Origin of the sequence: Paraburkholderia sp. RL17-347-BIC-D, assembly GCF_046027915.1 — a bacterium.
Taxonomy (GTDB): domain Bacteria; phylum Pseudomonadota; class Gammaproteobacteria; order Burkholderiales; family Burkholderiaceae; genus Paraburkholderia.
This window is the reverse complement of the sequence record NZ_JARESS010000007.1, coordinates 254,846-278,959: the sequence shown is the minus strand read 5'-3', so window position 1 is coordinate 278,959 and position 24,114 is coordinate 254,846. Positions and strand designations below refer to the sequence as shown.

Annotated in this window: 18 protein-coding genes; 7 read left to right on the top strand and 11 right to left on the bottom strand. The window is 63.8% G+C overall.

All coding sequences use genetic code 11. The features are described from left to right. Positions 1-72: 72 nt before the first annotated feature. Together P0D96_RS12930 and P0D96_RS12925 are read right to left on the bottom strand one after the other, a co-directional pair. Positions 73-3,819, bottom strand: coding sequence for a DUF748 domain-containing protein (locus tag P0D96_RS12930; protein WP_408313703.1), 3,747 nt, complete (start codon positions 3,817-3,819; stop codon positions 73-75). 228 nt (positions 3,820-4,047) lie between these two features. Beyond that, positions 4,048-5,466, bottom strand: coding sequence for a DUF1254 domain-containing protein (locus tag P0D96_RS12925; protein WP_408313701.1), 1,419 nt, complete (start codon positions 5,464-5,466; stop codon positions 4,048-4,050). A gap of 297 nt (positions 5,467-5,763) precedes the next feature. Here P0D96_RS12925 and P0D96_RS12920 point away from each other — a divergent pair, with 297 nt between their 5' ends. The 3 genes from P0D96_RS12920 to P0D96_RS12910 all read left to right on the top strand — a co-directional run bounded on the left by P0D96_RS12920 (position 5,764) and on the right by P0D96_RS12910 (position 11,236). After that, positions 5,764-6,414 carry an FMN-binding negative transcriptional regulator gene (locus P0D96_RS12920; RefSeq protein WP_408313699.1) on the top strand — a complete coding sequence of 217 codons (651 nt, stop codon included), beginning with the start codon at positions 5,764-5,766 and terminating at the stop codon, positions 6,412-6,414. Positions 6,415-6,541: 127 nt separating this feature from the next. Beyond that, a complete protein-coding gene (locus tag P0D96_RS12915) occupies positions 6,542-9,100 on the top strand; it encodes a heavy metal translocating P-type ATPase (protein WP_408313697.1) in 2,559 nt (852 codons plus the stop codon). A 162-nt stretch (positions 9,101-9,262) separates the two neighbouring features. Continuing rightward, entirely contained in the window at positions 9,263-11,236 is a 1,974-nt protein-coding gene (locus P0D96_RS12910) for a methyl-accepting chemotaxis protein (protein WP_408284919.1), read from the top strand. A 90-nt stretch (positions 11,237-11,326) separates the two neighbouring features. Here the strand turns inward: P0D96_RS12910 and P0D96_RS12905 are convergent, their stop codons facing one another. Further along, on the bottom strand, positions 11,327-11,980 hold the full coding sequence (locus P0D96_RS12905) for a glutathione S-transferase family protein (protein WP_132383569.1): 654 nt from the start codon (positions 11,978-11,980) through the stop codon (positions 11,327-11,329). A 219-nt stretch (positions 11,981-12,199) separates the two neighbouring features. Between P0D96_RS12905 and P0D96_RS12900 the strand changes: the two genes are divergently transcribed. Further along, positions 12,200-13,663 (top strand): polyhydroxyalkanoate depolymerase, encoded by a 1,464-nt coding sequence (locus P0D96_RS12900; protein WP_408313696.1) that lies wholly within the window; start codon positions 12,200-12,202, stop codon positions 13,661-13,663. A gap of 77 nt (positions 13,664-13,740) precedes the next feature. Here the strand turns inward: P0D96_RS12900 and P0D96_RS12895 are convergent, their stop codons facing one another. From P0D96_RS12895 to P0D96_RS12885, 3 genes are all read right to left on the bottom strand, one after another. Next, positions 13,741-14,175, bottom strand: a complete 435-nt coding sequence (locus P0D96_RS12895; RefSeq protein WP_132383565.1) for a cupin domain-containing protein — start codon at positions 14,173-14,175, stop codon at positions 13,741-13,743. A gap of 176 nt (positions 14,176-14,351) precedes the next feature. Continuing rightward, positions 14,352-14,963: a flavin reductase family protein gene (locus P0D96_RS12890; RefSeq protein ID WP_408259572.1), complete on the bottom strand. Its 612-nt coding sequence runs from the start codon at positions 14,961-14,963 to the stop codon at positions 14,352-14,354. A gap of 263 nt (positions 14,964-15,226) precedes the next feature. Continuing rightward, positions 15,227-15,658: a hypothetical protein gene (locus tag P0D96_RS12885; protein WP_408177665.1), complete on the bottom strand. Its 432-nt coding sequence runs from the start codon at positions 15,656-15,658 to the stop codon at positions 15,227-15,229. Between the two features lie 333 nt (positions 15,659-15,991). Between P0D96_RS12885 and P0D96_RS12880 the strand changes: the two genes are divergently transcribed. Together P0D96_RS12880 and P0D96_RS12875 are read left to right on the top strand one after the other, a co-directional pair. Beyond that, complete coding sequence (locus tag P0D96_RS12880) at positions 15,992-17,704, top strand: IlvD/Edd family dehydratase (protein WP_408313694.1); 1,713 nt, start codon at positions 15,992-15,994, stop codon at positions 17,702-17,704. Between the two features lie 25 nt (positions 17,705-17,729). After that, a complete protein-coding gene (locus P0D96_RS12875; RefSeq protein ID WP_408313692.1) occupies positions 17,730-18,638 on the top strand; it encodes a dihydrodipicolinate synthase family protein in 909 nt (302 codons plus the stop codon). A gap of 237 nt (positions 18,639-18,875) precedes the next feature. Here the strand turns inward: P0D96_RS12875 and P0D96_RS12870 are convergent, their stop codons facing one another. The 5 genes from P0D96_RS12870 to P0D96_RS12850 form a co-directional block, all read right to left on the bottom strand. Next, on the bottom strand, positions 18,876-19,169 hold the full coding sequence (locus P0D96_RS12870) for a hypothetical protein (protein WP_132383558.1): 294 nt from the start codon (positions 19,167-19,169) through the stop codon (positions 18,876-18,878). Positions 19,170-19,616: 447 nt separating this feature from the next. Continuing rightward, positions 19,617-19,775: a hypothetical protein gene (locus P0D96_RS12865; protein WP_165924046.1), complete on the bottom strand. Its 159-nt coding sequence runs from the start codon at positions 19,773-19,775 to the stop codon at positions 19,617-19,619. A gap of 190 nt (positions 19,776-19,965) precedes the next feature. After that, positions 19,966-20,274 carry a hypothetical protein gene (locus P0D96_RS12860; RefSeq protein WP_408313690.1) on the bottom strand — a complete coding sequence of 103 codons (309 nt, stop codon included), beginning with the start codon at positions 20,272-20,274 and terminating at the stop codon, positions 19,966-19,968. A 271-nt stretch (positions 20,275-20,545) separates the two neighbouring features. Then, positions 20,546-21,886 (bottom strand): hypothetical protein, encoded by a 1,341-nt coding sequence (locus P0D96_RS12855; protein WP_408313688.1) that lies wholly within the window; start codon positions 21,884-21,886, stop codon positions 20,546-20,548. Between the two features lie 132 nt (positions 21,887-22,018). Continuing rightward, the gene (locus P0D96_RS12850) at positions 22,019-22,705 is read right to left on the bottom strand and encodes an MgtC/SapB family protein (protein ID WP_132383552.1); all 687 of its coding nucleotides are present in this window, start codon (positions 22,703-22,705) and stop codon (positions 22,019-22,021) included. A 272-nt stretch (positions 22,706-22,977) separates the two neighbouring features. On the opposite strand from P0D96_RS12850, the gene P0D96_RS12845 reads away from it, so the two are divergent. Beyond that, on the top strand, positions 22,978-24,087 hold the full coding sequence (locus P0D96_RS12845; protein ID WP_408313686.1) for an AGE family epimerase/isomerase: 1,110 nt from the start codon (positions 22,978-22,980) through the stop codon (positions 24,085-24,087). Positions 24,088-24,114: the final 27 nt, after the last annotated feature.

Below are 24,114 nucleotides of genomic sequence, written 5' to 3'. Positions count from 1 at the left end.
ATGTTCACCACAGCGCGCTCAAGAAAAACACCGGATTCTGCCTGACGCACAAAGCGCCAGGCCTCACGACGCTCACTTCAAGCCGAAGTCGACCCGCGTCGTCGCGCCCTTATCCTTGATGCCGTCGGCATTCAGCTTAGGCGCGACGATAAACACGCGGCTGCTGTCGATCTTGCCGTCCAGATATTGCTGCACGCTCTGCGCGCGCTGTTGTGCGAGCTGGCGCAGGCTGGCCTCATCGATCGGGGCGTTGGCGGCGAGCGCGCTCTTCATGTCGTCGTCCGGCAAGCTCTTGGTCAAGCCGACAAAATTGCGCGGCTTCTTGAAGTCCGCCGACTTGTAGGCCTTGCTCAGATACTTGTCGTAGTCCTTCGGGTCGACGGTGACGGTCGACAAGTCGACGCTCTCGCCGTTACCCACCACGTCCTTGATCTTCTGCTGCTTGACGAGGCGGTCCACATAGCCGGTGCGCAACGCGGGTTCGTCGACGGCCGGATCGACGCGGCCGATCAGGTCCATGCGGATCGACGGTTTATCGGACAGCGCCTTCACGATCGTGTCGAGTTTCTGGGTGTCGGCGTCGGTCAGTTTCGCCGAGCCGGGTTCGAACTCGACATAGCCCAACTCCTCGCCACTGCCGCCGAATGCGTTGGCGATCAGCGAGAACGGCGCGGTCACCGCCTTCTGGAGCAGATTGAGCACGGCATGCCAGATCAGGCCGCCAATACTGAACTCAGGATTCGCAAGCGAGCCCGACACCGGCAGGTTCACGTCGATCTCGCCGCGCGAATTCTTCAGCAGCGAGATCGCGAGACGCACGGGCAGCTTGGTCGCCGTATCGTTGTCGATGTGATCGCCGAACGTGAGCTGGTCGATGAAAATATGATTGTTCGCGTCCAGTTGATCGTTCGCCAGCTTGTAGTGCAGATCGACGTTCAGCTTGCCCTTGGTGATCGGATACCCGGCATATTTCGACGAATACGGCGTGAGATTGGTCAGTTCGATATCGTGCGCGACCGCTGTCAGATCGAGCGCCGGCTTCGCAATCAGCGGATTGACCGTACCGCGAATCGACAACGGACCATTGGCCGCCAGTTTCGCGGCGATGTCGACTGGCGCAGCCGTGGTCGATTGCGTGCCGAACGCGCCGACCGTGCCCTGAATGCCGACCAGATTCGCCGTGAAATTCGGTTTGATGAAGTTGTCGGTGTACGTCACGCGGCCCTGTTGCAGCACCAGTTGACCGAAGTGGAGCTTGACCGGGCTTTGCGGCGGCGTAGCCGCCGTCACCGTGGCGGGCGCGGTCGACGAGGCCGGCGCGGGCGCAGCCGCGACTGTCGATGCCGCTTGCGGCGTCAACGGCACGGGCTCGGCCCCGCTCTTGTCGCGCGTCAGCGATTGCGCTGCGCCGCTTTCATGCGCGACGACGTCCTTGAGATTGAGCTTGCCCTGCGCGTCGAGCAGCACGCGTCCATAGAACTTGGTGAACGTGACGCGGCCCGCGTCGACCACCGTGCCGTGCTCGTCGTAGTCCGCCTTAAGGTTGGACAACGCAAGCGAGCCCCATCCCGCGAACGGATCGGAGGTCGCCTTGTCGAGCATACGGACTTCGACGAGCGCCACGTCGCCGTGATAGGTCGCTTTCAGCGACTTCGCCTGATTCAACGCGAGGTCGCCGTTCGCATTGAGCAGCGCGCTCGCGATCACCGCATTCAGCTTGCTGCCGAAGTACGGCTCGAAGGCCGCCGCGTCGAGCCGGTTGGCGTTCACCTTGACGGCCACCTTGAGCGGCGTCGCCGTGACGTCGCCCTTGACGCCGAGTGTGCCCTTCTTGTTCAGCGTCGCCTGCAGATCGACCGGCAGCGGACGGCTCAGGTCGTCGCTGATGTTCTGCACCTTTAGCTGCAGCGGCGTGATGTTCAGCTTCACCGGCTGCGGCGTGGTGTTGTCTGTGAAATTGGCGGTGGCGTCTTTCAGGGTCAGCTCGCCGATCTTGTAGTGCCATGCGGGCCCTTCCGCCTGCGCCTTCTTGACCGCGTGAATCGCGGTGCGCCGCTGCGCCGCTTCGTGCTGGCCGGCAAGCGCGGCGAGGTTGATGCTGCCGTCTTTCAGACGCTGCGCGTCGAGCGCGAGGCCGGTCGTATCGACGCTGGCGATCTCGGCGGTGCGCGCCGCCAGATCCACCTGCTTGAGCTTCACGCTGCCTTGCGCAAGCGAGATCAGCGGATCCTTGCTCTCGCGCGTCCCGACTTTCAGCGATTGCAGGTCCAGTTGCGAATCGGTGACCATCACCGCAACCGGCGACTTCGACCAGTTCGCGCCGACATTGGCGCTAGCCGAAAGCGCGCCGTCCGTAATCTGCGCAACAGTCGCGGTGTCGATATACGGTTGCAGCAGCGGCAGCTTCAACGACTTCAGATCGAGCTTCGCACTGGCCGTTTTCGCGACGAGGCCGAACGCGCCGGCCACGCCGAGCGAGCCGCCGGCGTTCTTGAAATCGGTGTTCAGCGTGTAGTGCGCGGGCGCGGTGGCGAGCGTCGAGAAATCGGTCAGCGTCACGGCCAGTTTTTGCAGGCCGACGTCCATGGGGCGTGAGGCGGCGGCGTCGTGAACATTCACGGTGCCGTCATTGAGCAAGAAGCGTTTGATCGACAGATCCAGCGGCGGCGCCGTCTTTTCGGTGGCCTTCGAACCGGACGCCGCAAGCGGCGCGCTCGCGGCCGGTTGCGCCGCAGCCGCTTCAGATGCGGGCGCGGGCGCGAACATCTTCTCGACGCTCACCACGCCGTCTTTGTCACGCGCAAGATTGGCGGTGGGCGCCTCGATGCGGATCTCGTCGAAGTGATAGAGGCTCTTCAACGGCTCGAGCGTGGTGGCGGCCACATGCACCGCGCGCGCCGCGAAGAACGGCGCCTTGCTCTGATCCTGCACGTCCACGTCGTTCATATCGACGGTGCCCGCCACGCGCAACGAAGGCGCGTCGTTGGAGACCACGAAGTTGAGCTTGAGATCGGTGGACAGTTTGCCGGACTGCACGATCACCGGCAGTTTGGTCGGCACGTACGACATGAGGCGCGGCACATCGAGCCCGTCGAAGCGCAACGACACTTCCGACTCGCGCGACGCGGCAAACGGCTTGGTCTTGCCGTCGATGGCAAGCGGACTGCCGTCGATCCTCGCACGCAGCAAAGGCTCGACGAAGATATCGGTTTTCGACGGCAGCGTGGCGATGAACGGAACGCCGAGCTTCCATTGATCGATCACATGCGTCGCGCCGAGCAGTTTGTCGTCGAACGTAATCTGGCCGTTTTCGAGGCGAATGTTCGATACGGAGAACAGAGTCGGCTTGCTATCGGGCTTGGTCGGCTGCTTCGCGAATTTCTCGATCAGGTCGGTGAAATTGAAGCGCTGCGCATCGTAGCGAACAATGTGAAAGCGCGGCGAATCGAGCTGCACTTCGTCGATGATCGGCGCCGCGCGAAACAGCGAACTCCACGACGGCTGCACGATGAGCCGCGAGATATCCACGAAGTCGCCCGCGCCGCCGCGCTCGCCGATATGCACACGATCGGCTTCGAGCTTGAGCGTGTACGGATTGAGCGCAATGCGGCCGATGGTGGCAGGGCGGTCGAGTTGTTTGCTGAGCTGTTGTTCGGCAATGTGGCGAATCATCGGCGGCGCCGCGAAGAAGCCCAGCAGACCAAACAGTACAACGAAGATCAGCAGACCGGTAATGACACGCCGGGTGCGGCGTGACTGCGCGACATCGCGCACGGTCTGCATGGACGAGGCTAGTGATGCTTTATTGAGGCTTGCCATGCTCGGTCTTGGGTAGTGCGGCGGCAAGCCCGCCGCGAAAACGAAAATCCCGCAAGCGGCAGTATAAGTCGTGAATCTTTCGTCGGATATAAATGTAAGGCGTGGCTTACACATTCCTCCGCGCGATAGCGTCGCATGTCCTCCGAGTCGATGCGGCGGACATGCGTTTCGCGATGCGCTAACCGCTCGTCACTGATGCGCGGCTGTCACGTCATGGACACGCAGGTATCACTGACGCACGACGGCCGGCGGTTGCCAACTGCCGTCGGTGGCTTGCGGCTTGGGCGCATACAGACGCAACACGAGTTGCAGATCGGCACGCGGCGCCGGCAGCCAGTTGCCGCTCTTGCCGCGAGCGGACGACACCGTCACGTCGAGCGAGCCGTCGTGATTGCGGCGCGCGCCGTTGCGGTCGCCGACCGCCAGACGCGCCGGCGCGCTTTCACCGAGCGCGCCATCCTTCGTGTAGGCGGTGATCGACCAGAAGCCGCGCACCGGCGGCAACTGATTCGGCGCGAAGTGGATCACGTAACGGTTTGCGCCGTTGAGCACATGACCGTCGCTGTCCTGGGTGGCGACCGCGCGAGCTTCGTCGTCTTTCGTGCCGATGCCGGGTTGCGCGTAAGCGGCATAGGCGCGCATCGCGTAGTCGGGACCGTAGTTGCCCACGCCGTCGCCGAACCAGCTCCAGCCGTTGCCGCTCAGCAAGTTGGATGGCGGCGAGACGACACGTTCATGACCGTCGGCGAGACCGGCCGCGATGGCCTCCGGCGCGTTCGGCAGCTTGACCGGCTCGCCGGGCGTCACACCGAGGTCCGAGAGAAATTTGAGCGCGTGCGGATCGGCCGGCGTCGGCGGATTGTCAGGCAAAGCCTGCGCGAGTCGCGTGAAGAAGCCGTTCGCGTCGAGCGCGGCGACTTGCGCGGCCGGCGTGCCGGACGCGGCCGCTGCCGCGTCGGCGGCATTGCTGCGCGGCGGTGTGATCGAGGCGGAGCGGCCGTCGCCCGCGTAGATGCTCAGCGGCGCGACGCGAATCGCGCGCTGCAGCTTACGAACCGCCGTCAGATCGCGTGTGCCGTTCGACTGGATACGCACGCTCACCCATGCATTGCGGGTCGGCACGTCGACGCGCGTCACACCTTTGGGCAAATCCCCTTGCCAGCCCGGACCGACAAAGGCGATCGCCTGCGCCTTGATGCCCGCCGCACGCGTGGCGAACTGCGAACTGGTGGACCACACCACATTGGTCCACATGTCGAGCACGCGGGCGTCGACATAGCGGCCGTGCGAGTCTGGCAGCGAAACGATCACCGGTTCGCTGCCGACGTCCAGCCAGCCGGTCGAATCGAATGTATCGAGACTCGGCCGTATCGGATTGGACGCGCCGATCGGCGGCAATGCCTGCGCGTGGCGCAGCGTATTGAGCGGCGCCTGGCCCGGATCGGTACCGACCGCCGCATCGCGCGCGACGCCCATCAGCACCAGCGGGTAGCCGAATACGTACGAGTCGGCGACTTCGTCCTTGATCCAGCCAGTGGATTTTTGTGTCGCAGTGGGGGTCGACGCGCAACCGGCCAGAAATGCGAGGCCTGCGAACGATGCGCAGGTCCAGTGAATCGAAAACAAATCTCGGCGATTTTTTATCATTCGTTCAGGTGGCGGAACGGGTGGTCCTAAGGGAGACGCCGGCGTGCGGCGAACCCTGTTTGCGCGGCCTCCCAAAGCCCAACGCAGCCAGTCCGCGGTTCGCGATGCCGACAACATCGGGTTGTATCGTATCCTTGATTACCAGGCAAGCGCAAAGGCAGGAATAGCGCGGGTTCGCGCGCGCACGCCGTCCTTTTGCGGTACGGTTGACGTTTTTTGTTACATCCACCCCGGCGCCCCACGCCTTGGGCGACCTTTCATCGCTGCTCTTTCGCCCCCTCGTATCCGGAGCGCTTTATGTATATGCCCGCCCATTTCGAAGAGAACCGCCCAGAGGTTCTCCATCGCCTGATCGCCGAGCAGCCTTTCGGCGCGCTGATCACCAACGGACCGAACGGGCTCGACGCGAACCATGTGCCGTTCGAGTTCGAAGTCCCGTCCGCGGCCAGTGAAACGCACGGCATCCTGCGCGCTCACGTCGCCCGCGCGAACCCGGTGTGGCAGGAAGCGGCCGCGAACCCGGATGCGCTCGTGATCTTCCAGGGTCCGGCCGCCTACATCTCGCCGAACTGGTATCCGAGCAAGCACGAGGCGCATCGGCAGGTGCCGACTTACAACTATATGGTGGTGCACGCTCATGGCCGGATCGTCGTGCGCGACGAGGAGTCGTTCGTGCGCGGCCTGGTCGCGCGTCTGACGCGCAAGATGGAAGCCGGCGAACCGGTGCCGTGGAAGATGGGCGACGCGCCCGCCGACTTCATCTCCCAGATGCTCGGCGCGATCGTCGGCATCGAGATCGAGGTGACGCGGCTGGTCGGCAAGTGGAAACTCGGCCAGAACAAGGCGGCGGAGGACCGGCGCGGCGCGGCCGAAACCCTGCTGGCACGCTCTACCGACGAACAGCAGGCCGTCGGCCAGGCCATGCTGGATGCGCCGCCGGCCTTCTGAGCGGGCGTTTCGGCAAGATATCGGCGCTCTGAAGCGCGCCCTGCAATTCGCCCTTGACCTTCCCATCATGGGAAGGTCAATACTGGGTTCATGACGCGGCCCGATGCCGCCACGAGCCTTGCCTACCATGACAGAACTTGCCGACCCGCAGCGCCCCACGGACGCTGCCGCCCCTTCCGCCCGGACCGCCGAACTCGACATTGGCGGAATGACTTGCGCCTCGTGCGCGCTGCGCGTCGAGAAAGCGCTCGCCAAAGTGCCGGGCGTCACGCGTGCGTCGGTGAATCTCGCCACGGAGCGAGCACGCATCGAAAGCGACGCCAGCGTCGATCCCGACACGCTCGCCAACGCCGTGCGCAAGGCGGGCTACGACGCCACGCTGCTTGCCGCCACGGAGACCGCGCCGCTCGTTGCGCAGCAGCCGACGGAACTGGCGATCGGCGGGATGACTTGCGCCTCGTGCGCGATGCGCGTCGAAAAGGCGCTGGCGAAAGTGCCGGGCGTGGTCGGCGCGTCGGTGAATCTGGCGACCGAAACCGCAACCGTCAATCTGGATGGCATGACTGCCGCGCCGGACGCGCTGATCGCCGCCGTCAAGAAAGCGGGTTACGAAGCGACGTTGATCGTGCCGCCGGATGAAACGGCAGCGGCCGATCAAGCCGACCACGCCTTACCCGCCGACCGCAAGCGCGACCAGACCCGCCGCGAACTGGCAGCCGTGCTCGCCTCCGCCGTGCTGACGCTGCCGCTTGTCGCGCCGATGGTCGGCGAATGGTTCGGCCTGCACGCGATGCTCTCGCCATGGCTGCAACTCGCGCTCGCCTCGATCGTGCAGTTCGTGTTCGGCGCGCGCTTCTATCGCGCGGCCTATCGTGCCGTGCGGGCCGGCGCGGGCAACATGGACTTGCTGGTGGCGCTCGGCACGTCGGCGGCGTATGGCATCAGCGTCTACGAACTGGCGACCCATCCGGGCGACATGATGCATCTGTATTTCGAAGCGTCGGCGGTCGTGATCACGCTGGTGCGCTTCGGCAAGTGGCTCGAAGCGCGCGCCAAGCGCCAGACCACGGACGCCATCCGCGCCCTCAATGCGCTGCGTCCCGATCGGGCGCGCATTCGCGTCGGCGGTGACGAGCGCGACGTGCCGCTCGCGCAAGTGCGCGTCGGCACGGTGGTGATCGTGCGTCCCGGCGAACGCGTCCCGGTCGATGGCGCGGTGCTCGAAGGCCGTACGCATATCGACGAATCGCTGATCACCGGCGAAAGCCTGCCGGTGCCGAAGCAGGTGGCCGACACGGTCACGGCCGGCTCGATCAACGGCGAAGGCGCGATTGCCGTGACGACGACCGCGATCGGCGCGGAAACGACGCTCGCGCGAATCATCCGGCTCGTGGAAAGCGCACAGGCCGAGAAGGCGCCGATCCAGCGCCTCGTCGACCGGGTCAGCGAAATCTTCGTGCCGGCGATTCTGGCGATTGCCGCGCTCACGCTAGTGGGCTGGCTGATCGCCGGCGCGGGCGGCGAAACCGCGATTCTGAACGCGGTGGCCGTGCTGGTGATCGCGTGCCCGTGCGCGCTTGGCCTCGCCACGCCGGCGGCCATCATGGCCGGCACCGGCGTCGCAGCGCGGCACGGCGTGCTGATCAAAGACGCCGAAGCGCTGGAAACCGCGCATCGCGTGACGATCGTCGCGTTCGACAAGACCGGCACGCTGACGCTCGGCCAGCCTTCGGTGACGGCGTTCGAGCCGATCGGCGGCATCGGCCGCGACGAGGCGCTGGCGCTGGCCGCGGCGGTGCAGCGCCATAGCGATCACCCGCTGGCGCGCGCGGTGGTCAAGGCGTATGAAGCGGCGCAGACGAATGGTAGCGACGCGGACGCATCCGTTCAGACTCTCGCCCGCCAGGCGAGCGCCGCGCGCGCGGTCGCAGGCCGCGGCGTCGAAGCGGAAGTCGACGGACGCACCCTCGCGCTGGGCAGCACACGCTGGCTCAACGAACTCGGCATCGACTTGCCGGCAGTGCTCACTGCACGCGCTCACGAACTCGAAGCCGCGGGCAACACCGTTTCGTGGCTCATGCAGCGCAATCCGCAAGCGCCCGCGGCACTCGCCTTGATCGCTTTCGGCGACACCGTCAAACCGACGGCACGTGCCGCCGTCGAGCGGCTGGCGCAAATGGGCATCAAGAGCGTGCTCGTCACCGGCGACAACCGCGGCAGCGCGGCGAGCGTGGCCAAGGCGCTCGGCATCGACGAATTCCATGCTGAAGTTCTGCCCGACGACAAGGCCCACGTGATTCGCGACCTGAAGATCCGCAGCGCCGGCATCGTGGCGATGGCAGGCGACGGCATCAACGACGCGCCCGCACTCGCCGCCGCCGACATCGGCATCGCGATGGCGACCGGCACCGATGTGGCGATGCACGCGGCCGGCATCACGCTGATGCGCGGCGATCCGGCGCTCGTGGCCGACGCCATCGACATCTCGCGCAAGACGTGGCGCAAGATCCAGCAGAACCTGTTCTGGGCGTTCGTCTACAACCTGATCGGGATTCCGCTGGCCGCCTTCGGCTTGCTGAACCCGATGCTCGCCGGCGCGGCGATGGCGTTTTCGAGCGTGAGCGTCGTGACCAACGCGCTGCTGCTGCGCACTTGGCGTGGCGCGCAGCGCAGTTCGGCGGACTGAGCGCGGTATGGGACCTAAGCGCCGCTGGCGGCACGACCAATTACGAAGCGCTTTCAAAATTCTAAAGAAAGCGGACACCGCAGCCGTAAACAAGGCATCGATGCCGGGCATGCCTACGCATGGCTCGCGCCTCGCCTGTCCTCCTCTACTCTGCAAACGTCCATGGAATTTCTCTCTTTGCGCCGCGCCAGCGTCGGCGCGCGGCTCGCCGTACTTTCGTGCGTGCTGGTGGCGTTGATTTTCGCCGCGTTCACGTGGGCGCTCACCCGCACCGCCGGCAAGCAGATCAGCGATCAGGTGCTCGAACGCATCGCCGATAAAGACCGATCGATCGCCGCGATGATCAAGCTGTTCGACAAAGCCTTGTCGAACGAGGTCGATCGCTCGATGTCGCTGTTCGCGAGCTTCCTGCCCACCGGCTACACGCTCGACGAGACCCAGAAGGTCGACATCGGCGGCGTCGCCACGCCGACCATCAAGGCGGGCGACAAAGTCCTGAACATGGACTTTTCCATCCCCGATCTGTTTCTCGAACGCAGCGGCGCGGTGGCCACCATCTTCGCGCGCAGCGGCGATGATTTCGTGCGCGTCACGACATCGCTTAAGAAACAGGACGGCTCGCGCGCCATCGGCACGCTGCTCGACCGCAAGGCGCCGGCCTACGCGCTGCTGCTCGCGAACAAGCCTTACACGGGACTCGCCGCGCTCTTCGGCAAACGTTTGATCACGCAATACCGGCCGATCACGGACGCAAGCGGCCGCGTGATCGGCGCGCTGTTCGTCGGCGTGAACGTGGACAAGGAAATTCAGTCGGTCCAGGACGGCATTCGCAGCCTGAAGATCGGCGACAGCGGTTATTACTTCGTCGTCAACGCGTCGAGCGGCGCGGATCGCGGCAAGCTGATCGTGCATCCGGCCGCCGCCGGCCAGAATGCCGACAACGCGAACGCGCCGTATCAGCAGATGCTCGACATGAAGGAAGGCCGGCTCGAATACAGCTCGGCCGATGCAACGCTCGGCGAACGCGGCTCGCGCGACAAGATCGTGTCGTTCGTTACCGTGCCGGAATGGCAGTGGCTAGTGGGCGGCGTCGCGCCGCGCGACGAAGTGATGGCCGACGTCATCACCACGCGCAATGAATTCCTGCTGCTCGGCCTGGTGCTCGTCGGCGTGTTCGCAGCCGTGTTTCTCTTTGCGGTGCGACGCCTCGTAAGCCGCCCGCTCGACGAAGCGGCCAAGGCATCCGAACGTTTCGCCTCGGGCGATCTGAGCGTGCGCGTGGCGAAGGGCGCGAACGCGCGCGCCGATGAAATCGGCCGCCTGATGCAGTCGATCGACGGCATCGGCGAAGGTCTCGCGCGCATCGTTTCGCAAGTGCGCAATGCATCGACGGATATGTCGCACGGCACCGAAAAGATCGCCACCGGCAGCGGCAATATCGCCGCGCGGATCGCCACGCAGGCGAGCAGCCTCGAGGAAACGGCGGCCAGCATGGAAGAGATCACCTCGACCGTGCAGCAGAACGCCGACCACGCCGCGCAAGCCAACACGCTCGTCACGCGCGCCGCCGACGCCGCGCTCGAAGGCGGTCGCGCCGTCGAACGCGTGGTGTCGACGATGGGCGAGATCAGCCGCTCGTCGCAGAAGATCGCCGAGATCACGAGCGTGATCGAAGGCATCGCATTCCAGACCAATATCCTCGCGCTGAACGCAGCGGTGGAAGCGGCACGCGCCGGCGAGCACGGCAAGGGCTTCGCGGTCGTGGCTTCGGAAGTGCGCGCGCTGGCGCAGCGCAGCGCGGCTTCGGTGAAGGAGATCGAGAGTCTGATCGCGACGTCCACGGCGACCGTGCAAAGCGGTTTCCAGATCGCCGAAGAAGCCAGCTCGACGATGCAGGGCATCGTTCAACAGGTCGGCCAGGTGCGCGCGATCATGGGCGAGATCAGCGTCGCGTCGCGCGAGCAATCGGGCGGCATCGAGCAGGTGAATCTCGCCGTCACGCAAATCGGCGAAGCCACACAGCAGAACGCGACCATTGTCGGCGAGGCCGAACTCGCGGCGGCCGAGTTGCGCGATCAGGCAGCGCGTCTCGCACAAGTGGTCAGCGTGTTCAAACTGGAAAGCGGACGCGATTGAGGCGCAGTCGGAGCCGGCGCGGCGCGCTGCAGTGTTGCTTATCGCGCCGAACGCCGCCCACTGTTGCGACAGCGGCGCCGCCCGGCTTCTTCAGAACTCGACGTCCAGCTCGTCGATCTCTTCCACTTCCTGTTGCGCGTCGGCGATCCACTCCTGCATCTCGGGCAGCGCCATGATCCGCTGTCCGTACTCGACGATCTCCGGATCGAGTTTGACGTCGTAGGTCACGAAACGCGTCACCACAGGCGCGTACATCGCGTCCGCCGCGGTGCGCTCGCCGAACAGAAACGGCCCGCCGTACTGCTTCAGACATTCGCTCCAGATCGTCACGATGCGGTCGATATCCGACTGCGCCCGCGCCCACACCTTGAAGCCCGGAAAGTGCGCTTTCAGGTTCATCGGCAGAGCCGAGCGCAGCGAACCGAAACCCGAGTGCATCTCGCCGCAGATCGAGCGGCAATGCGCGCGGGCGCGAATATCGTCGGGCAACAGCTTCGCGTCCGGCTTCAGTTCGTTCAGATATTCCGCAATCGCCAGCGTGTCCCAGACCTTGATGCCGTCATGAACGAGGCACGGCACCAGGATGGACGGCGACAGCAGCAGAAGTTCAGCGCGTGCCGCAGGGTCGTCGATCGGCATCACGATCTCTTCGAAAGGCAAGCCGCTGAACTTGGCCAGCAGCCAGCCGCGCAACGACCATGACGAATAATTCTTGCTGCTGATGGTGAGCGTGGTATTCGCCATACGATTCTCCTCCAGATGAGGCGTTCGGTCGACGCCTGACGCCATGCGTGCACGTTGCCGTGCGCGCGCGCACCAAAGCGCGGCAAATTCGGCCCGTTGCCCCGACTCGCGCAAATGCTATGCCAACGTGGGGGCACGGCTGCACCCGTGCGTATGCATGCATGGCACATGACTTGCCTTTATTTGGGTTCCTTCCTTTTCAGCATTCGTGCGAAGGTTATGAACCTGTTCGCATATCCTACATACCAGGCTTTGGCCGACATCATGCTGCCGATGCGGCACGGCGCTTCGCTGGTGAATCATTCGCTCGACGCGTGGCCTGCGTTCGGCGAGACGTCGCACGGACGCTCGATCCGTGCGGCCTGCGAGCTGTTGACGCTGGCCGGACTCACGCCCGTGCGGCCGCCGTTCGAGATCGACAGCGTGATATCGGAAGGCAAATCCGTGCCGGTCGTCGAGGAAGTCGCCGCGCACACGCCGTTCTGTTCGCTGTTGCATTTCCGTAAGGAGACCCAGCCGTCGGCGCCACAGCCCCGTGTGCTGGTGATCGCGCCGATGTCCGGCCACTTCGCCACCCTGCTGCGCGGCACCGTGCGCACCATGCTGGCCGAACACGACGTCTACATCACCGACTGGCACAACCCGCGCGACGTACCGTTGAGCCAGGGCCGCTTCGGCTTCGACGAATTCGTGCAGCATGTGATCGACTTCACCGAAACGATCGGACCCGGCGCGCATCTGCTCGCCGTGTGCCAGCCGACCGTCGCCGCGCTGGCCGCGGTCGCGCTCATGGCCGCCGACGATCATCCCGCGCAACCAGCCAGCATGACGCTGATGGCCGGTCCGCTCGATACCCGCATCAATCCGACGCGCGTCAACGAACTCGCCAAAAGCAAACCGATCGAGTGGTTCGAACAGAATCTGATCAGCGCGGTGCCGTTCGGTTTTGCGGGCGCGCATCGGCGCGTGTATCCAGGTTTCGTGCAATTGACCGCGTTCATGGCGATGAATCTCAACCGGCATCTCGACTCGTTCGAGACGATGCATTACGAGCGCGCCAAAGGCGATCCGGCGAAGGCCGACACGATTCACACCTTCTATGAAGAATACTTCGCGACGATGGACCTGACTGCCGATTTCTATCTGGAAACCGTCGATACGGTGTTTCAGCGGCATGCACTGCCGTTGCATGCGCTCGAAGTGCGAGGGCGTCTCGTCGAACCGTCGAAGATTCGCCGCACGGCGTTGCTCACCGTGGAAGGCGAGAAGGACGATATTTGCGCCGTCGGGCAGACACTCGCCGCGCAGGACATGTGCGACAAGTTGCGGCCCTATTTGAAAACCCATCACGTGCAGACCGGCGTGGGACATTACGGCGTGTTCAATGGACACCGCTGGGAGCGGCACATTTATCCGCGCGTGCGCGCCGTGATCTACGACAACGAACCGCGTGCGGTGCTGGTGAGTTCGCGCGCGCGCACGATCCAGCCGGTGCCTGCTGCGGCGGCTGCAGAAGTCACTCCGGCGGCGCCGGCGGCGACGGCGGTGGTCGATGTGGATGGGGATGCGGCGACGTCGGTCGGGTCGAATGGATCGAGCGCCACGTCGAGCGCGGGTTCAACGGCTGCCATCAAGCCGCAGGCGCCGCGTGCTCCGCGCAGGCGGCCGCCAGCGACGCAATGAGTTGTTGTTGGCGGCGGCTTGCTTGATTGCGTAGTCCTCACGCGACACAAGCAAACAGGCGGCCGCTGTTGGCTTCGCTACGCCGCGACGCTCTTCCAAGGCGTCACTGCGGGCACCTCGCACGGCCCTTCGACTTCGATCGATTTGAAATCGGCCGGCGAGACGATTTCGATGTACTCCATATCCTCCGAGTAGTCGAACAGATAGTGGACGATGCCCGGCGCCTGATGCACGCAATCGCCGGCGGCAACGAGCGTCTCCTTGTCGCCGTACATGAAGCGCGCCCAGCCCTTCAACATGATCACAATGTGGAAATCGGCCTCATGACGGTGCCAGCCGGTGCCTTGCTCTGGTGCGTGATTCGCCTTGACGAGTTGCGCGAGCACCTTGCCGCCGGTCGCCTGCGCGATGCCTAAATCGCGGTAGAGAAAAAAGTCGCGCAAGCCCTGATCCTCATAGGACGTGTCTTGCGGACGGACATGACTGAATTGCGTGGCGAATTCGGTGGACATGATCGCGCTCCTCGCGAGTGAGCCGGCATTGAAAACGACGCAGTGGAGCGTCGGTTGCAAGCATCAAGCGGGCCAGTGCGCGGACTCTGCTTTTTTTGCTTTTGCGCGCTTCCGAGGCAATGCCGTGGACGTCGCGCCGCCTTACGCGGCGCGACGTGTTCTCAAGCGCGGTGACGTTATGCGGTCGGGCGGAACATCTGGAACATGTCGCCGATTTCCGCGTAGTCGGCGCGGTAGCCGGCGCGCATGATCGGCTGCGCTGCGTGGGTGTCGAACAGGCCGTCTTTCAGATACGCCTCGTTGATATGCACGCCGACCACCTGCCCGAGCGACAGGTAGTTGTCCATCGGCTTGCCGTCGAGCGTATGCAGACGCACCACTTGCAGCAGCTTGCATTCGAGCGCCGCCGGCGATTCGGCGACGTGCGGCACGGCCACGTTGCGGCCCGGCGCGGGCGTGAGGCCCGCGAGTTCAAATTCGTCGACGTGCGGCGCGACTGGCGCCGATGAGCGGTTCATCTGCTCAGCGAGTGGCTTGGTGGCGAGATTCCAGACGAATTCGCCGGTGGCTTCGATGTTGGCGACGCTGTCTTTGCGGCCTTCGCTGGAGAAGCCGATGATCGCCGGAAAGGTCGCGAATGCGCCGAAGAAACTATAGGGCGCGAGGTTCAATGTGCCTTCGGCGTCGCGCGAGGAAATCCAGCCGATCAGACGCGGGGCGACGATGGCTTTGAACGGATCGTGCGGGAGGCCATGACCGGTGGCGGGGTCGTAGAAGTAGTGGGGCATGGAGGTTTAGGGGCTTTGCGAATGGGGCGAGACGGCATTTATACCGCAGAGTGGCGCGGGCCGCTGGCGTGCATCGACAGCGGCATCCGAAACGCCAGGTGTGCGTGATTTTGATGTTTGCCGTGCATTTCCTATGTCGATGCAGTGTGGAAAAACCTGCAACGACGGAGTAATGACATGAGCTTTTCCAGACTCCGCCGTGTCGAGATCGAGACGTGCCTGACATCGTGAAGCGATGTATGTCATCACCGACGAGCGCGGATTCAATGATACGTCGTCGTAGACGACTGCAGCTTCGTCAGCACGCCGCGTTGGAATCGGAACCAGCCTTGCGAGCTTTGCATCACGACTTCATCGCCTTGCCAGAACACGCGCTTGACCGTCATGCGCTTACCCGAGCGTTGCACAAGCGGCGGATGGTGGCGGAAGTCGTACAGCACTGGGCCGGACTCAGTTTGCACGAGCATGCGCGTGACGGTGTCATCTGCGCTGCCGACGTCATCGAAATGACTGAGCGTGTTTGCGCCGAAGCGATCGAAAACTTCCTTGTCGAGCATCCCGACGAAATCGTGATCGACACGCACGAATTGCAGGTTGCCCGAGGGCGTGACGAGCGGCCCGGACGCGTTGCTTTGCGCATGAACGCAGGTCACGAAAGAAGTGGCTGCCAACGCAGCGAGGAGCAGTCGTCTCATGTTTTTTTTTAGATTCGGCGGCGTCTCCGACGACGGAGCACGACCTGTAATCGTTCCTTGGGAACATTATCGTCAATTTTTGGCCGACACGTCGAAAGGTGCGGTGTCTACCGTGCCTTTTGCTATCACGTATGACGGCATTTCGACGATCCGTGAGATGAGACTCTAAGTTGCGAATCTTGAAGGCACCTGCATGCTTATAGGCGCAATGCCCTTTCATTGATTACCATTAAGCCACGGCCAATTAAGCTCAGAATACGAGCACAACTCGCGCCAGGACGATTCTAATAGATACGGCATCACCTCATCACGAAGGTTTCCGGGAGACAGGACATGCGCAAGCTTCGTTCACAAAGCTGGTTCGGCAGGAACGACAAGGATGGATTTATCCACCGCTCGTGGATGAAAAACCAGGGTATTCCGCACGATGAGTTCGACGGACGTCCGGTGATCGGCATCTGCAATACGTGGTCGGAACTCACGCCATGTAACGCGCATTTTCGCGAGTTGGCGGAGTACGTGAAGAAAGGCGTGCATGAAGCGGGAGGCTTGCCGCTCGAGTTTCCGGTGATGTCACTTGGCGAATCCAATCTGCGGCCTACCGCGATGCTGTTTCGCAATCTGGCCTCGATGGATGTCGAAGAGTCGATTCGCGGCAATCCGATGGACGGCGTGATTCTGCTTGTGGGTTGCGACAAGACCACGCCCGCGCTGCTGATGGGCGCGGCGTCGTGCAATCTGCCGGCGCTGGCCGTGTCCGGCGGACCGATGCTCAATGGCCGGTTTCGCGGCAAGAACATCGGCTCCGGCACGGGTGTCTGGCAGATGTCCGAGGAAGTGCGCGCCGGCACGATGACGCAGGAAGAATTCACCGAAGCCGAGTCGTGCATGAACCGCTCGCGCGGTCACTGCATGACGATGGGCACGGCGTCGACGATGGCCTCGATGGTCGAATCGCTCGGCATGGGCTTGCCGCATAACGCGGCGATTCCCGCGGTCGATGCGCGCCGTCAGGTGCTCGCGCATCTCGCGGGCCGGCGCATCGTCGACATGGTTCGCGAGGATCTGACGATGGACAAGATCCTGACGCGGCAGGCCTTTGAAAACGCGATTCGCACGAATGCGGCGATCGGTGGGTCGACCAATGCGGTCGTTCATCTGATCGCGCTGGCAAAGCGGATTGGCGTGGAGTTATCGCTTGAAGATTGGGAACTGGGTTCAAACGTGCCGTGTCTCGTGAACCTGCAACCGTCGGGCGAATATCTGATGGAGGACTTTTACTACGCGGGTGGTTTGCCGGCCGTGTTGAAGCAACTCGGCGAACAAGGGCTCTTGCATAAAGAAGCGCTGACCGTGAACGGCAAGACGATCTGGGACAACGTGCGCAACGCACCGAATCACGATGAGAAAGTCATCACGACGTTCGCCGAGCCGTTCAAGCCGAAGGCCGGCATCGCGGTGCTCAAGGGCAACCTGGCGCCGAATGGCGCAGTGATCAAGCCGTCGGCGGCCACTGCGGCGTTGCTCAAGCATCGCGGTCGAGCGGTAGTGTTCGAGAACGTCGAAGAACTACACGCCAAAGTCGATGACGAGTCGCTCGATATCGACGAGCACTGCATCATGGTGCTAAAAGGCGCGGGGCCGAAGGGTTATCCCGGTTTTGCGGAAGTCGGCAATATGCCGCTGCCAAAGAAGGTGCTTGAAAAAGGCATCACCGACATGGTCCGCATCTCGGACGGCCGCATGAGCGGGACGGCGTACGGCGCGGTCGTGTTGCACGTGTCACCGGAAGCGGCTGCGGGCGGGCCGCTCGCGTTCGTGCAGACCGGCGACATGATCGAACTCGATGTCGAAGCGCGCCGCCTGCATCTCGACGTCACCGACGAGGAACTCGCGCGCCGGCGCGCCGCATGGCAGGCGCCCGAGGCGCCCAAACGCGGCTACTACAAGCTCTACGTCGACCATGTGCTGCAAGCGGATCAGGGCGCGGATCTCGACTTCCTCGTCGGATCGAGCGGCGCGCCTGTGCCGCGCGACTCACACTAATGCCCATTGACAAGGGAACAGTCCAATGACGGCGAACGATGCACTTCCTCCCGGCGGAATCTGGCCCGTTCTGTACGCGTATTTCGACCCGCACAATCTGCTCGATCGAAACGCTATGCGCGCGCAGGTCGATGCCACGATTCGCGCAGGCGCGCCGGGCATTGTGATCCTCGGGCTCGCGACCGAAGTACATCGCATGTCGCTCGACGAGAAGCATCATGTAATCGACTGGGCCAGCACTGACATCGATGCGCGCGTGCCGCTCGCCGTCACGATCACGGGCGACACCGTTGACGCCCAGACCGCGCTTGCCGATTACGCTGTGACGCGTGGTGCGTCATGGCTGATCCTGCAGCCGCCTTCCGCGCGTAATCAGCCCGAATCGTTCTATTTCGATTTTTTCGCTGACGTGATGGAGCGCGTGCATGCTCCGGTTGGCATACAAAACGCGCCCGAGTATCTCGGCGTTGGACTGTCCGCAGAGTCGATCGTTGAACTCGCGCGTCAACGCGACAATTTTCGATGGCTCAAAGGCGAAGGACCCGCGATTGTGGTCCGTCAGACCATCGACCAGTTACGCGCGCTCGGAACACCTCTGCCCGTATTCAACGGACGCGGCGGTCAGGAGATCATCGACAATCTGCGCGCAGGTTGCGCCGGCCTGATCGTTGCACCGGATACCTTCGACAGGCAGGTCGCTATTCAGCGAGCCTTTGTTGCTGGAGACGAGGCGCGTGCTGAGGCGCTGTATGCAGAAGTACTGCCGTCCATTGTGTTCGTGATGCAGTCGCTAGACTCGCTGACCTGCTACGGTAAACGGATCGCTGCATGGAGAATGGGCTTTGACGTGTACCACGATCGCGGTATCGCGCCAACGGCATTCGGACTCGAATGCGCGCGGCGCTTTGCACAGCGACTGGGGGCCTACGCCTGAACCGCGATTAGCGGACGAGACATTCGCATTGTCGCGGCTGGTTGGCGCGGGCCGATATCCTCGACGGCCGATTCCGACGCGGGCATGACGGCTGCGCGGCCGATGCAGTCGGCGTCGATCAATTCGTCGAGCGCCGACTCGCAAGCCCGAACGTGACAAAGCCGGTCTTCCGCAAGGAAGGACCGGCTTTGTGGACTTCCCGCCGACGCCGCGTCGTGCGGCGTCGTCACGCGCGGATTAATAGCGCTGCTGCGGACGATGGTCGTCGTGGTGATGCGGATCGTAGTCGTGCGGATGATGGCGCATCCAGTCGTCATGAGCCCAATAGCGATGGCCGTCATAGTAACGGTCGCCGTGCCAGCCGATATTGATCGACACGCCCACCGGCATCATGTGCGGCTGACCGTAGACCGCCGGTCCGTTTTCCACGACCACGCGTTCTTGGGCAAATGCGCTGCCAGCTGCGAGCAGCGCGCCGCCAGCCAGCAAGGTTGCAATGATCGAACGCGATGTCTTGTTCAAGGTTTTCATAGTGACCTCCCATCAAAGTTTTGTATCAAGCCAGCGTCCGTGCTCGAGATCGACCTGAACCTGCAATTTCAGGCTCGAACCAGACGCCGTACGCTTGAGACCAACTTTAGCGGCGCAAACCGCATGAAGACGTGAGCACTTGTAAGCGCACATTTCATAGAAAGGGACGGATGGCCAAAGCGCTTTTTGCCTGTCGCGCCCTGTCTACAAAGCCATGCGCGGTGACCGGGCCACGCCGGCTCTGCGGCCATCTTTCAGGCTCCGTTACATTCATTTCGGCCCGGAAATATTCGGAGACAAGCCCTGAGCGGCGGAAAAGCGTCCCCAAAAAAACAAAAAGCCACGGTACGCGTTTCGCGAACTGTGGCTTCAATGGTGATGCGATGCGCGTCCGACATGCGCGCCCGTACGCGGTTGCTCCGCGCTTGGGCCGGTACGACTTTGCTTTTAGTCGCTCAGCTTGACGCCGAACAACGTAGCTTGTGCTCTGCGAACGCGTTCTGCTTCGCGGCTACGCGCTTCGTACGAGTAGTCCGCATCCAGCGGCAGATGGGGCGACGCAAAGAGGTCGCTGACCTTTTGGAACAATGCAAAAATGAAGCTCATAGCGACTCCCGGTTAGTTACTGCATTTGCTAGGGTTTTCCCTTAAGAAGAAGTATAGGGTTTTCCCTAGGCAAAAGCTAGTGCAATGCAGCAATTTTTCGGTGTGGTGCGTTGTCGCAGGGTATTTTTCATATGTTGCGTTGCATCATGACAACGTCCCTGTTTTTTCAATTCAGGGGCAAAGGGCTGGTCTACTGCAACGTGGTCGATACCGGCTTCCTGCTGCGCATTGGCTTCGGGCTCGCCGCGGCCTTGCGCGGGTTGACTACCGCGGCGTCGACCGCGCCCGCCGCCGTGCTGTCCGAGCGCATCAGCGTCGCGCTATTCACCGACACGATCAGCCCCGGCAGCGTCCGTGCCGGATTGTCCTGCGGCTTGACGGCGGCGCCCGTCGCTGAAAACTCGACATTCAGCGCCCAGTGGCCCTCGTGGATGCCCTGATCGCGCAGAAGTGCGCCCAACAGTTCCTCGATGGAATATTTGTGTTCGCTAGTCGGCATGGTGGCTCCCGTCAGAAGATGCGCTGGCGTATCCGGTCCGGCTTCGCAACAGCATTGAAAGTGTAGAACGTGGGGTTTGCGTTGCGGCGTGGCGGAAACGCGCGGCGCCTTACGGCGTCTATCCGGTGAAATGGCGAGCTTGGCGGTCGGCGAGTACCGCGCGAACGTTGGTAAGCGGGGAGCGGGGAGCGGGGAGCGGGGAGCGGCGACCGGCGAGTGCCGAGTGGATCACCGCGGCCGGCTCATCGCCGGCCACGGCGCTCACTGACTGTCAATGCGGGGTAACGGCTTTCGGCTTATGCGCATGCTGCGCTCGCGCGGCGCGCCTCGCATGCGCCGGCGCAGCGGCGGCTTGTTGAGGCGCGGCGGGCGCTGCCGCAGCCGCGGCCGCGTCGGAAGCGGCATTGGCGGCGGCTGCGTTCGCCATCGCCATGTGCGTGTCGAGCAAACTGGCCATCGCCGCCTGCTGGTTCTGCATCATCTGTTCGATGCGATGCTGCTGGGCCGTCGTCTCGCGCGTGAGGCGCATCAGCAGCAACGTTTGCGTAATGCCGATCGCGACCGTCACCAGCAACGCGCCCACTACGATCGACAGCATCCATTTCATGCGGCGCGAATGATCGGTCGCGGCGCGGCGCTGATCGGCGATCACGCCGTAGAGCGCGTCGACGGTGTCGGCGAAGGCGGTTGCCCGCGCGCGATCGAGTTCCGGCGCGGCCCGCAGCGCCGCCGCGGCCGCCTCGGCGCGGCGGGCTTCGCGCCACGGCGTGGCGAACGCGGCGTTAGCCTGTGCGGACGCCGATGAATTCGTCGACGCATCCAAGCCAACCTTCGAACCTTCAGTAGCAGCGTCCGACTGTGCGGACGCGGGTTCGCTCGTCGTTGTGTTCGCCACGCCGGCCGCGACTGCAGCCGGTTCTTGCGAAGCCGAAGCCGCCTTGGCAAAAGTCGCCGCAAAGCGTTGCGGCGCCTTGCCGCCGCCTGAAGCCGGCACCGTCGCAGTGTCAGTTGCTGCCCCCGGGTCGGACGCCTGACGCAGCGCGGTCACGCTGCGCGCCACGGTGGCTGCCGCCATCGAGGGCGACAGCGGCGCCGATGCATCACGCGCTGGTGCCGCCGATTTCTCTTCAGCGACAGTGGCCGAGTCCGCCGCTTTCGCGTCACCCAAACCCACGTCGCCGGCCGCCGAACCTGTCGCCACCAACGGCTCGATTTCGAGCCCGCTCAATAGCGCGTTGACCGGCACCGGCTGATCATCGGACTTCGCAGCACGAGGCGTGCGGCGCGCAGCCCGCGCGTCCACCGGCACGTTGTCGCCGGCATCGATCGCGCCGACCGCGGCCAACACCACATCGGGTAATTCGAAACCGTGCAGCGTGCCTTGCCGGATGTCGATATTCATCGCTTCCAGCGTGGCGCGGGTGGGATCGTCGGGGAACAGATCGAGCGTGCTGTCGTCGCGGGACGCCTCGCTCAGTTGCGCGAGGCGTTGTGCCGAGCGCGCGGCGCGCGCCAGCTTGTTTTCAGTTTCGGTCGAGACGGTGGCCTGGCGACGCTTCTTCGAAGCGGCGCGCTGAGGCCGGGACTGCGTGGATGCTACGGAATCTGCCATAGAGAAAAAAGCGGTCGTCGCCGGAATGCGGGCGCCGAGCACCGCTCGTCAATGCCGTTGGAATTTTTCGAGACCGCATTGTCGCATGGCCGCCCGCGCCCACCGAAGCCATTCGGCGAGGATTTTCCGTTTTTAGGAAGTCGTGTCGTCCTGCCGGAACTGCTTGACGCCGTGCAGTTGACGCAAGCGGCCGCAGATCGCCTCATATTCCGTATTCGACACGCGATGCAAGGTGATCACCACTTCATCGCACTCGGGCGCGTCCTCGCTTTGCTGCATCACGAACTGCTTGACGCGCGGGCTCGCGGCGCCGAGTTCGTCGTGCAGCGAGTGGAACGTCATGGCGCCGCGCTCGACGATCATCGTCAGCTGGCGCCGTTGCTTGACCGTGATGAAGCGGCGCTCGAGCGGTTTGATGCCGGCGAGGATAATCAGAATGATGATGGTCGCCGCGATGGACGCCGTGTACAGCCCGCCGCCGACCGCAAGACCGATCGCGGCAACCGACCAGAGGCTCGCAGCCGTCGTCAGTCCGCGCACGATTTCGCCACGCAGCAGGATCGAGCCCGCGCCGAGGAAGCCGATGCCCGACACCACCTGCGCGGCCATCCGCGAAGGGTCGAGCACGATGTGGTCGCCGGTCAGCACTTCGGCGAAACCGTAGGCCGAGACGATCATGATGAGCGCCGAACCGACGCACACCAGCATGTGCGTACGCAGGCCCGCGGCCCACGAAAGCCGCTCCCGCTCGAAGCCAATGACGCTGCCGAGCGCCGCGGCCACTACCAGACGGGCGATGAGTTCGAGATTCCCCAGCATTGTTTTTCCTCCTTATCGGAAACTATTTGGAGTATTTTCCGCACCGGCGCCGCAGTGCCAGTGGGACCCGTTTGCTTTATGCTAAGCCGCACGCGCCATGCGGACCGCGCGCCCAATCGCTGTCTCGATTTTGCGGTTGCCGATTTGCAAAGCAGGTAGCATCCACGCTCACCGGCAGGTTTGCCGGCAACGGCGCCGCACTCTGAAACTCAGGCTACGGACCCACTCCGCGGCCGCTTCGCTTCGACATACCCTGTTTGACCCATTTGACTATGCAGAGCATGAACCCACCCGCCGCTTCCACCGCCGCACTCGCTGCCAGTCTGCGCGATCACTTCACTGGCGTGGTGCTGCCGATCTGGCGCGGCCCGGGTTTCAACACTGCACTGAAGCTGCCCTACGAAGCGGTCAGCGCCGAGGATCATCAGCCGCTGCCTGCCGCGCGTTACCGGGCCATGGCCTGCGCGCGGCAATTGTTCGTGTTCTCGCAAGCGGGCGACGCGGCCCATGCGCAGGTGCTGTTCGATTCGCTGGTGCATACCTTTCAGGACACGCGCAACGGTGGATGGTTCTACAGCGTGGATGCGCAAGGCGCACCGCTCGACACCACCAAGGACCTGTACACGCACGCGTTCGTGGTGTTTGCCTGCGCTGAGTACGCCCGGCGCTCGGGAAAACGCGACGCGCTGGAAGTCGTGCACCGCACGTCGGCGCTGATCCAGTCGAACTTCGCCGCTGAAGACGATCTGTTCAACGCCGCGCTGACCTCGGATTTCGCGGGCGTGACGGGCACGCCGATCCAGAATCCCTTGATGCACCTCACCGAAGCCTGGCTGGCCGCTCGCGAAGCCACGCACGACAACGCTTTCGACGCCGCGCTGCGACGTCTAGCCGGTGCGCTCGCGCAGCGCTTCGTGCATGCGCCCACGGGCTGCATCGCCGAACTGCCGATCGGCGCGGACGATAACCGTCTGGAACCCGGGCACCAGTTCGAATGGTTCTGGCTGGTCAAGCAGGCGGGTGCGGTGTTCGAAGGCTCGGGTCTCGTCGAAGCCATGCCGCGTGCGTTCAGCTTCGCGCAGCAACATGGAGTGGACCGGGAAACCGGCGGCGTGTACGCCTCGCTCGACGAAACCGGCCGGGTCAAGGACGCGACCCAGCGGATCTGGGCCCAAACCGAATATCTGCGCGCGCTGGCGAGCCACGGGGAACCGGCGGCGCGGGCCGCACTGCCGCGGCAAATCGAACTGTTCCAGCAGCGCTTTCTGCGTCCGCACGGCTGGTTCGAATGCAAGACGCCGGCGGGTGAAGTGGCGCGCGCCGACATGCCGTCGACCACGCCTTATCACCTCGCGACCGCCTACGACGCGTTGCCGACCTGAACGCGGCCGACAAAAACCACGCGACGT

What these genes read in the sequence shown, in the direction of transcription:
- P0D96_RS12890 (WP_408259572.1), bottom strand. Translation starts at nt 14,963, where the DNA reads ATGCCCCACTACTTCTACGACCCCGCCACCGGTCATGGCCTCCCGCAC.
- P0D96_RS12875 (WP_408313692.1), top strand. Translation starts at nt 17,730, where the DNA reads ATGACGGCGAACGATGCACTTCCTCCCGGCGGAATCTGGCCCGTTCTG.
- P0D96_RS12930 (WP_408313703.1), bottom strand. Translation starts at nt 3,819, where the DNA reads ATGGCAAGCCTCAATAAAGCATCACTAGCCTCGTCCATGCAGACCGTG.
- P0D96_RS12905 (WP_132383569.1), bottom strand. Translation starts at nt 11,980, where the DNA reads ATGGCGAATACCACGCTCACCATCAGCAGCAAGAATTATTCGTCATGG.
- P0D96_RS12920 (WP_408313699.1), top strand. Translation starts at nt 5,764, where the DNA reads ATGTATATGCCCGCCCATTTCGAAGAGAACCGCCCAGAGGTTCTCCAT.
- P0D96_RS12855 (WP_408313688.1), bottom strand. Translation starts at nt 21,886, where the DNA reads ATGGCAGATTCCGTAGCATCCACGCAGTCCCGGCCTCAGCGCGCCGCT.
- P0D96_RS12925 (WP_408313701.1), bottom strand. Translation starts at nt 5,466, where the DNA reads ATGATAAAAAATCGCCGAGATTTGTTTTCGATTCACTGGACCTGCGCA.
- P0D96_RS12895 (WP_132383565.1), bottom strand. Translation starts at nt 14,175, where the DNA reads ATGTCCACCGAATTCGCCACGCAATTCAGTCATGTCCGTCCGCAAGAC.
- P0D96_RS12845 (WP_408313686.1), top strand. Translation starts at nt 22,978, where the DNA reads ATGCAGAGCATGAACCCACCCGCCGCTTCCACCGCCGCACTCGCTGCC.
- P0D96_RS12870 (WP_132383558.1), bottom strand. Translation starts at nt 19,169, where the DNA reads ATGAAAACCTTGAACAAGACATCGCGTTCGATCATTGCAACCTTGCTG.
- P0D96_RS12865 (WP_165924046.1), bottom strand. Translation starts at nt 19,775, where the DNA reads ATGAGCTTCATTTTTGCATTGTTCCAAAAGGTCAGCGACCTCTTTGCG.
- P0D96_RS12910 (WP_408284919.1), top strand. Translation starts at nt 9,263, where the DNA reads ATGGAATTTCTCTCTTTGCGCCGCGCCAGCGTCGGCGCGCGGCTCGCC.
- P0D96_RS12885 (WP_408177665.1), bottom strand. Translation starts at nt 15,658, where the DNA reads ATGAGACGACTGCTCCTCGCTGCGTTGGCAGCCACTTCTTTCGTGACC.
- P0D96_RS12900 (WP_408313696.1), top strand. Translation starts at nt 12,200, where the DNA reads ATGAACCTGTTCGCATATCCTACATACCAGGCTTTGGCCGACATCATG.
- P0D96_RS12850 (WP_132383552.1), bottom strand. Translation starts at nt 22,705, where the DNA reads ATGCTGGGGAATCTCGAACTCATCGCCCGTCTGGTAGTGGCCGCGGCG.
- P0D96_RS12915 (WP_408313697.1), top strand. Translation starts at nt 6,542, where the DNA reads ATGACAGAACTTGCCGACCCGCAGCGCCCCACGGACGCTGCCGCCCCT.
- P0D96_RS12880 (WP_408313694.1), top strand. Translation starts at nt 15,992, where the DNA reads ATGCGCAAGCTTCGTTCACAAAGCTGGTTCGGCAGGAACGACAAGGAT.
- P0D96_RS12860 (WP_408313690.1), bottom strand. Translation starts at nt 20,274, where the DNA reads ATGCCGACTAGCGAACACAAATATTCCATCGAGGAACTGTTGGGCGCA.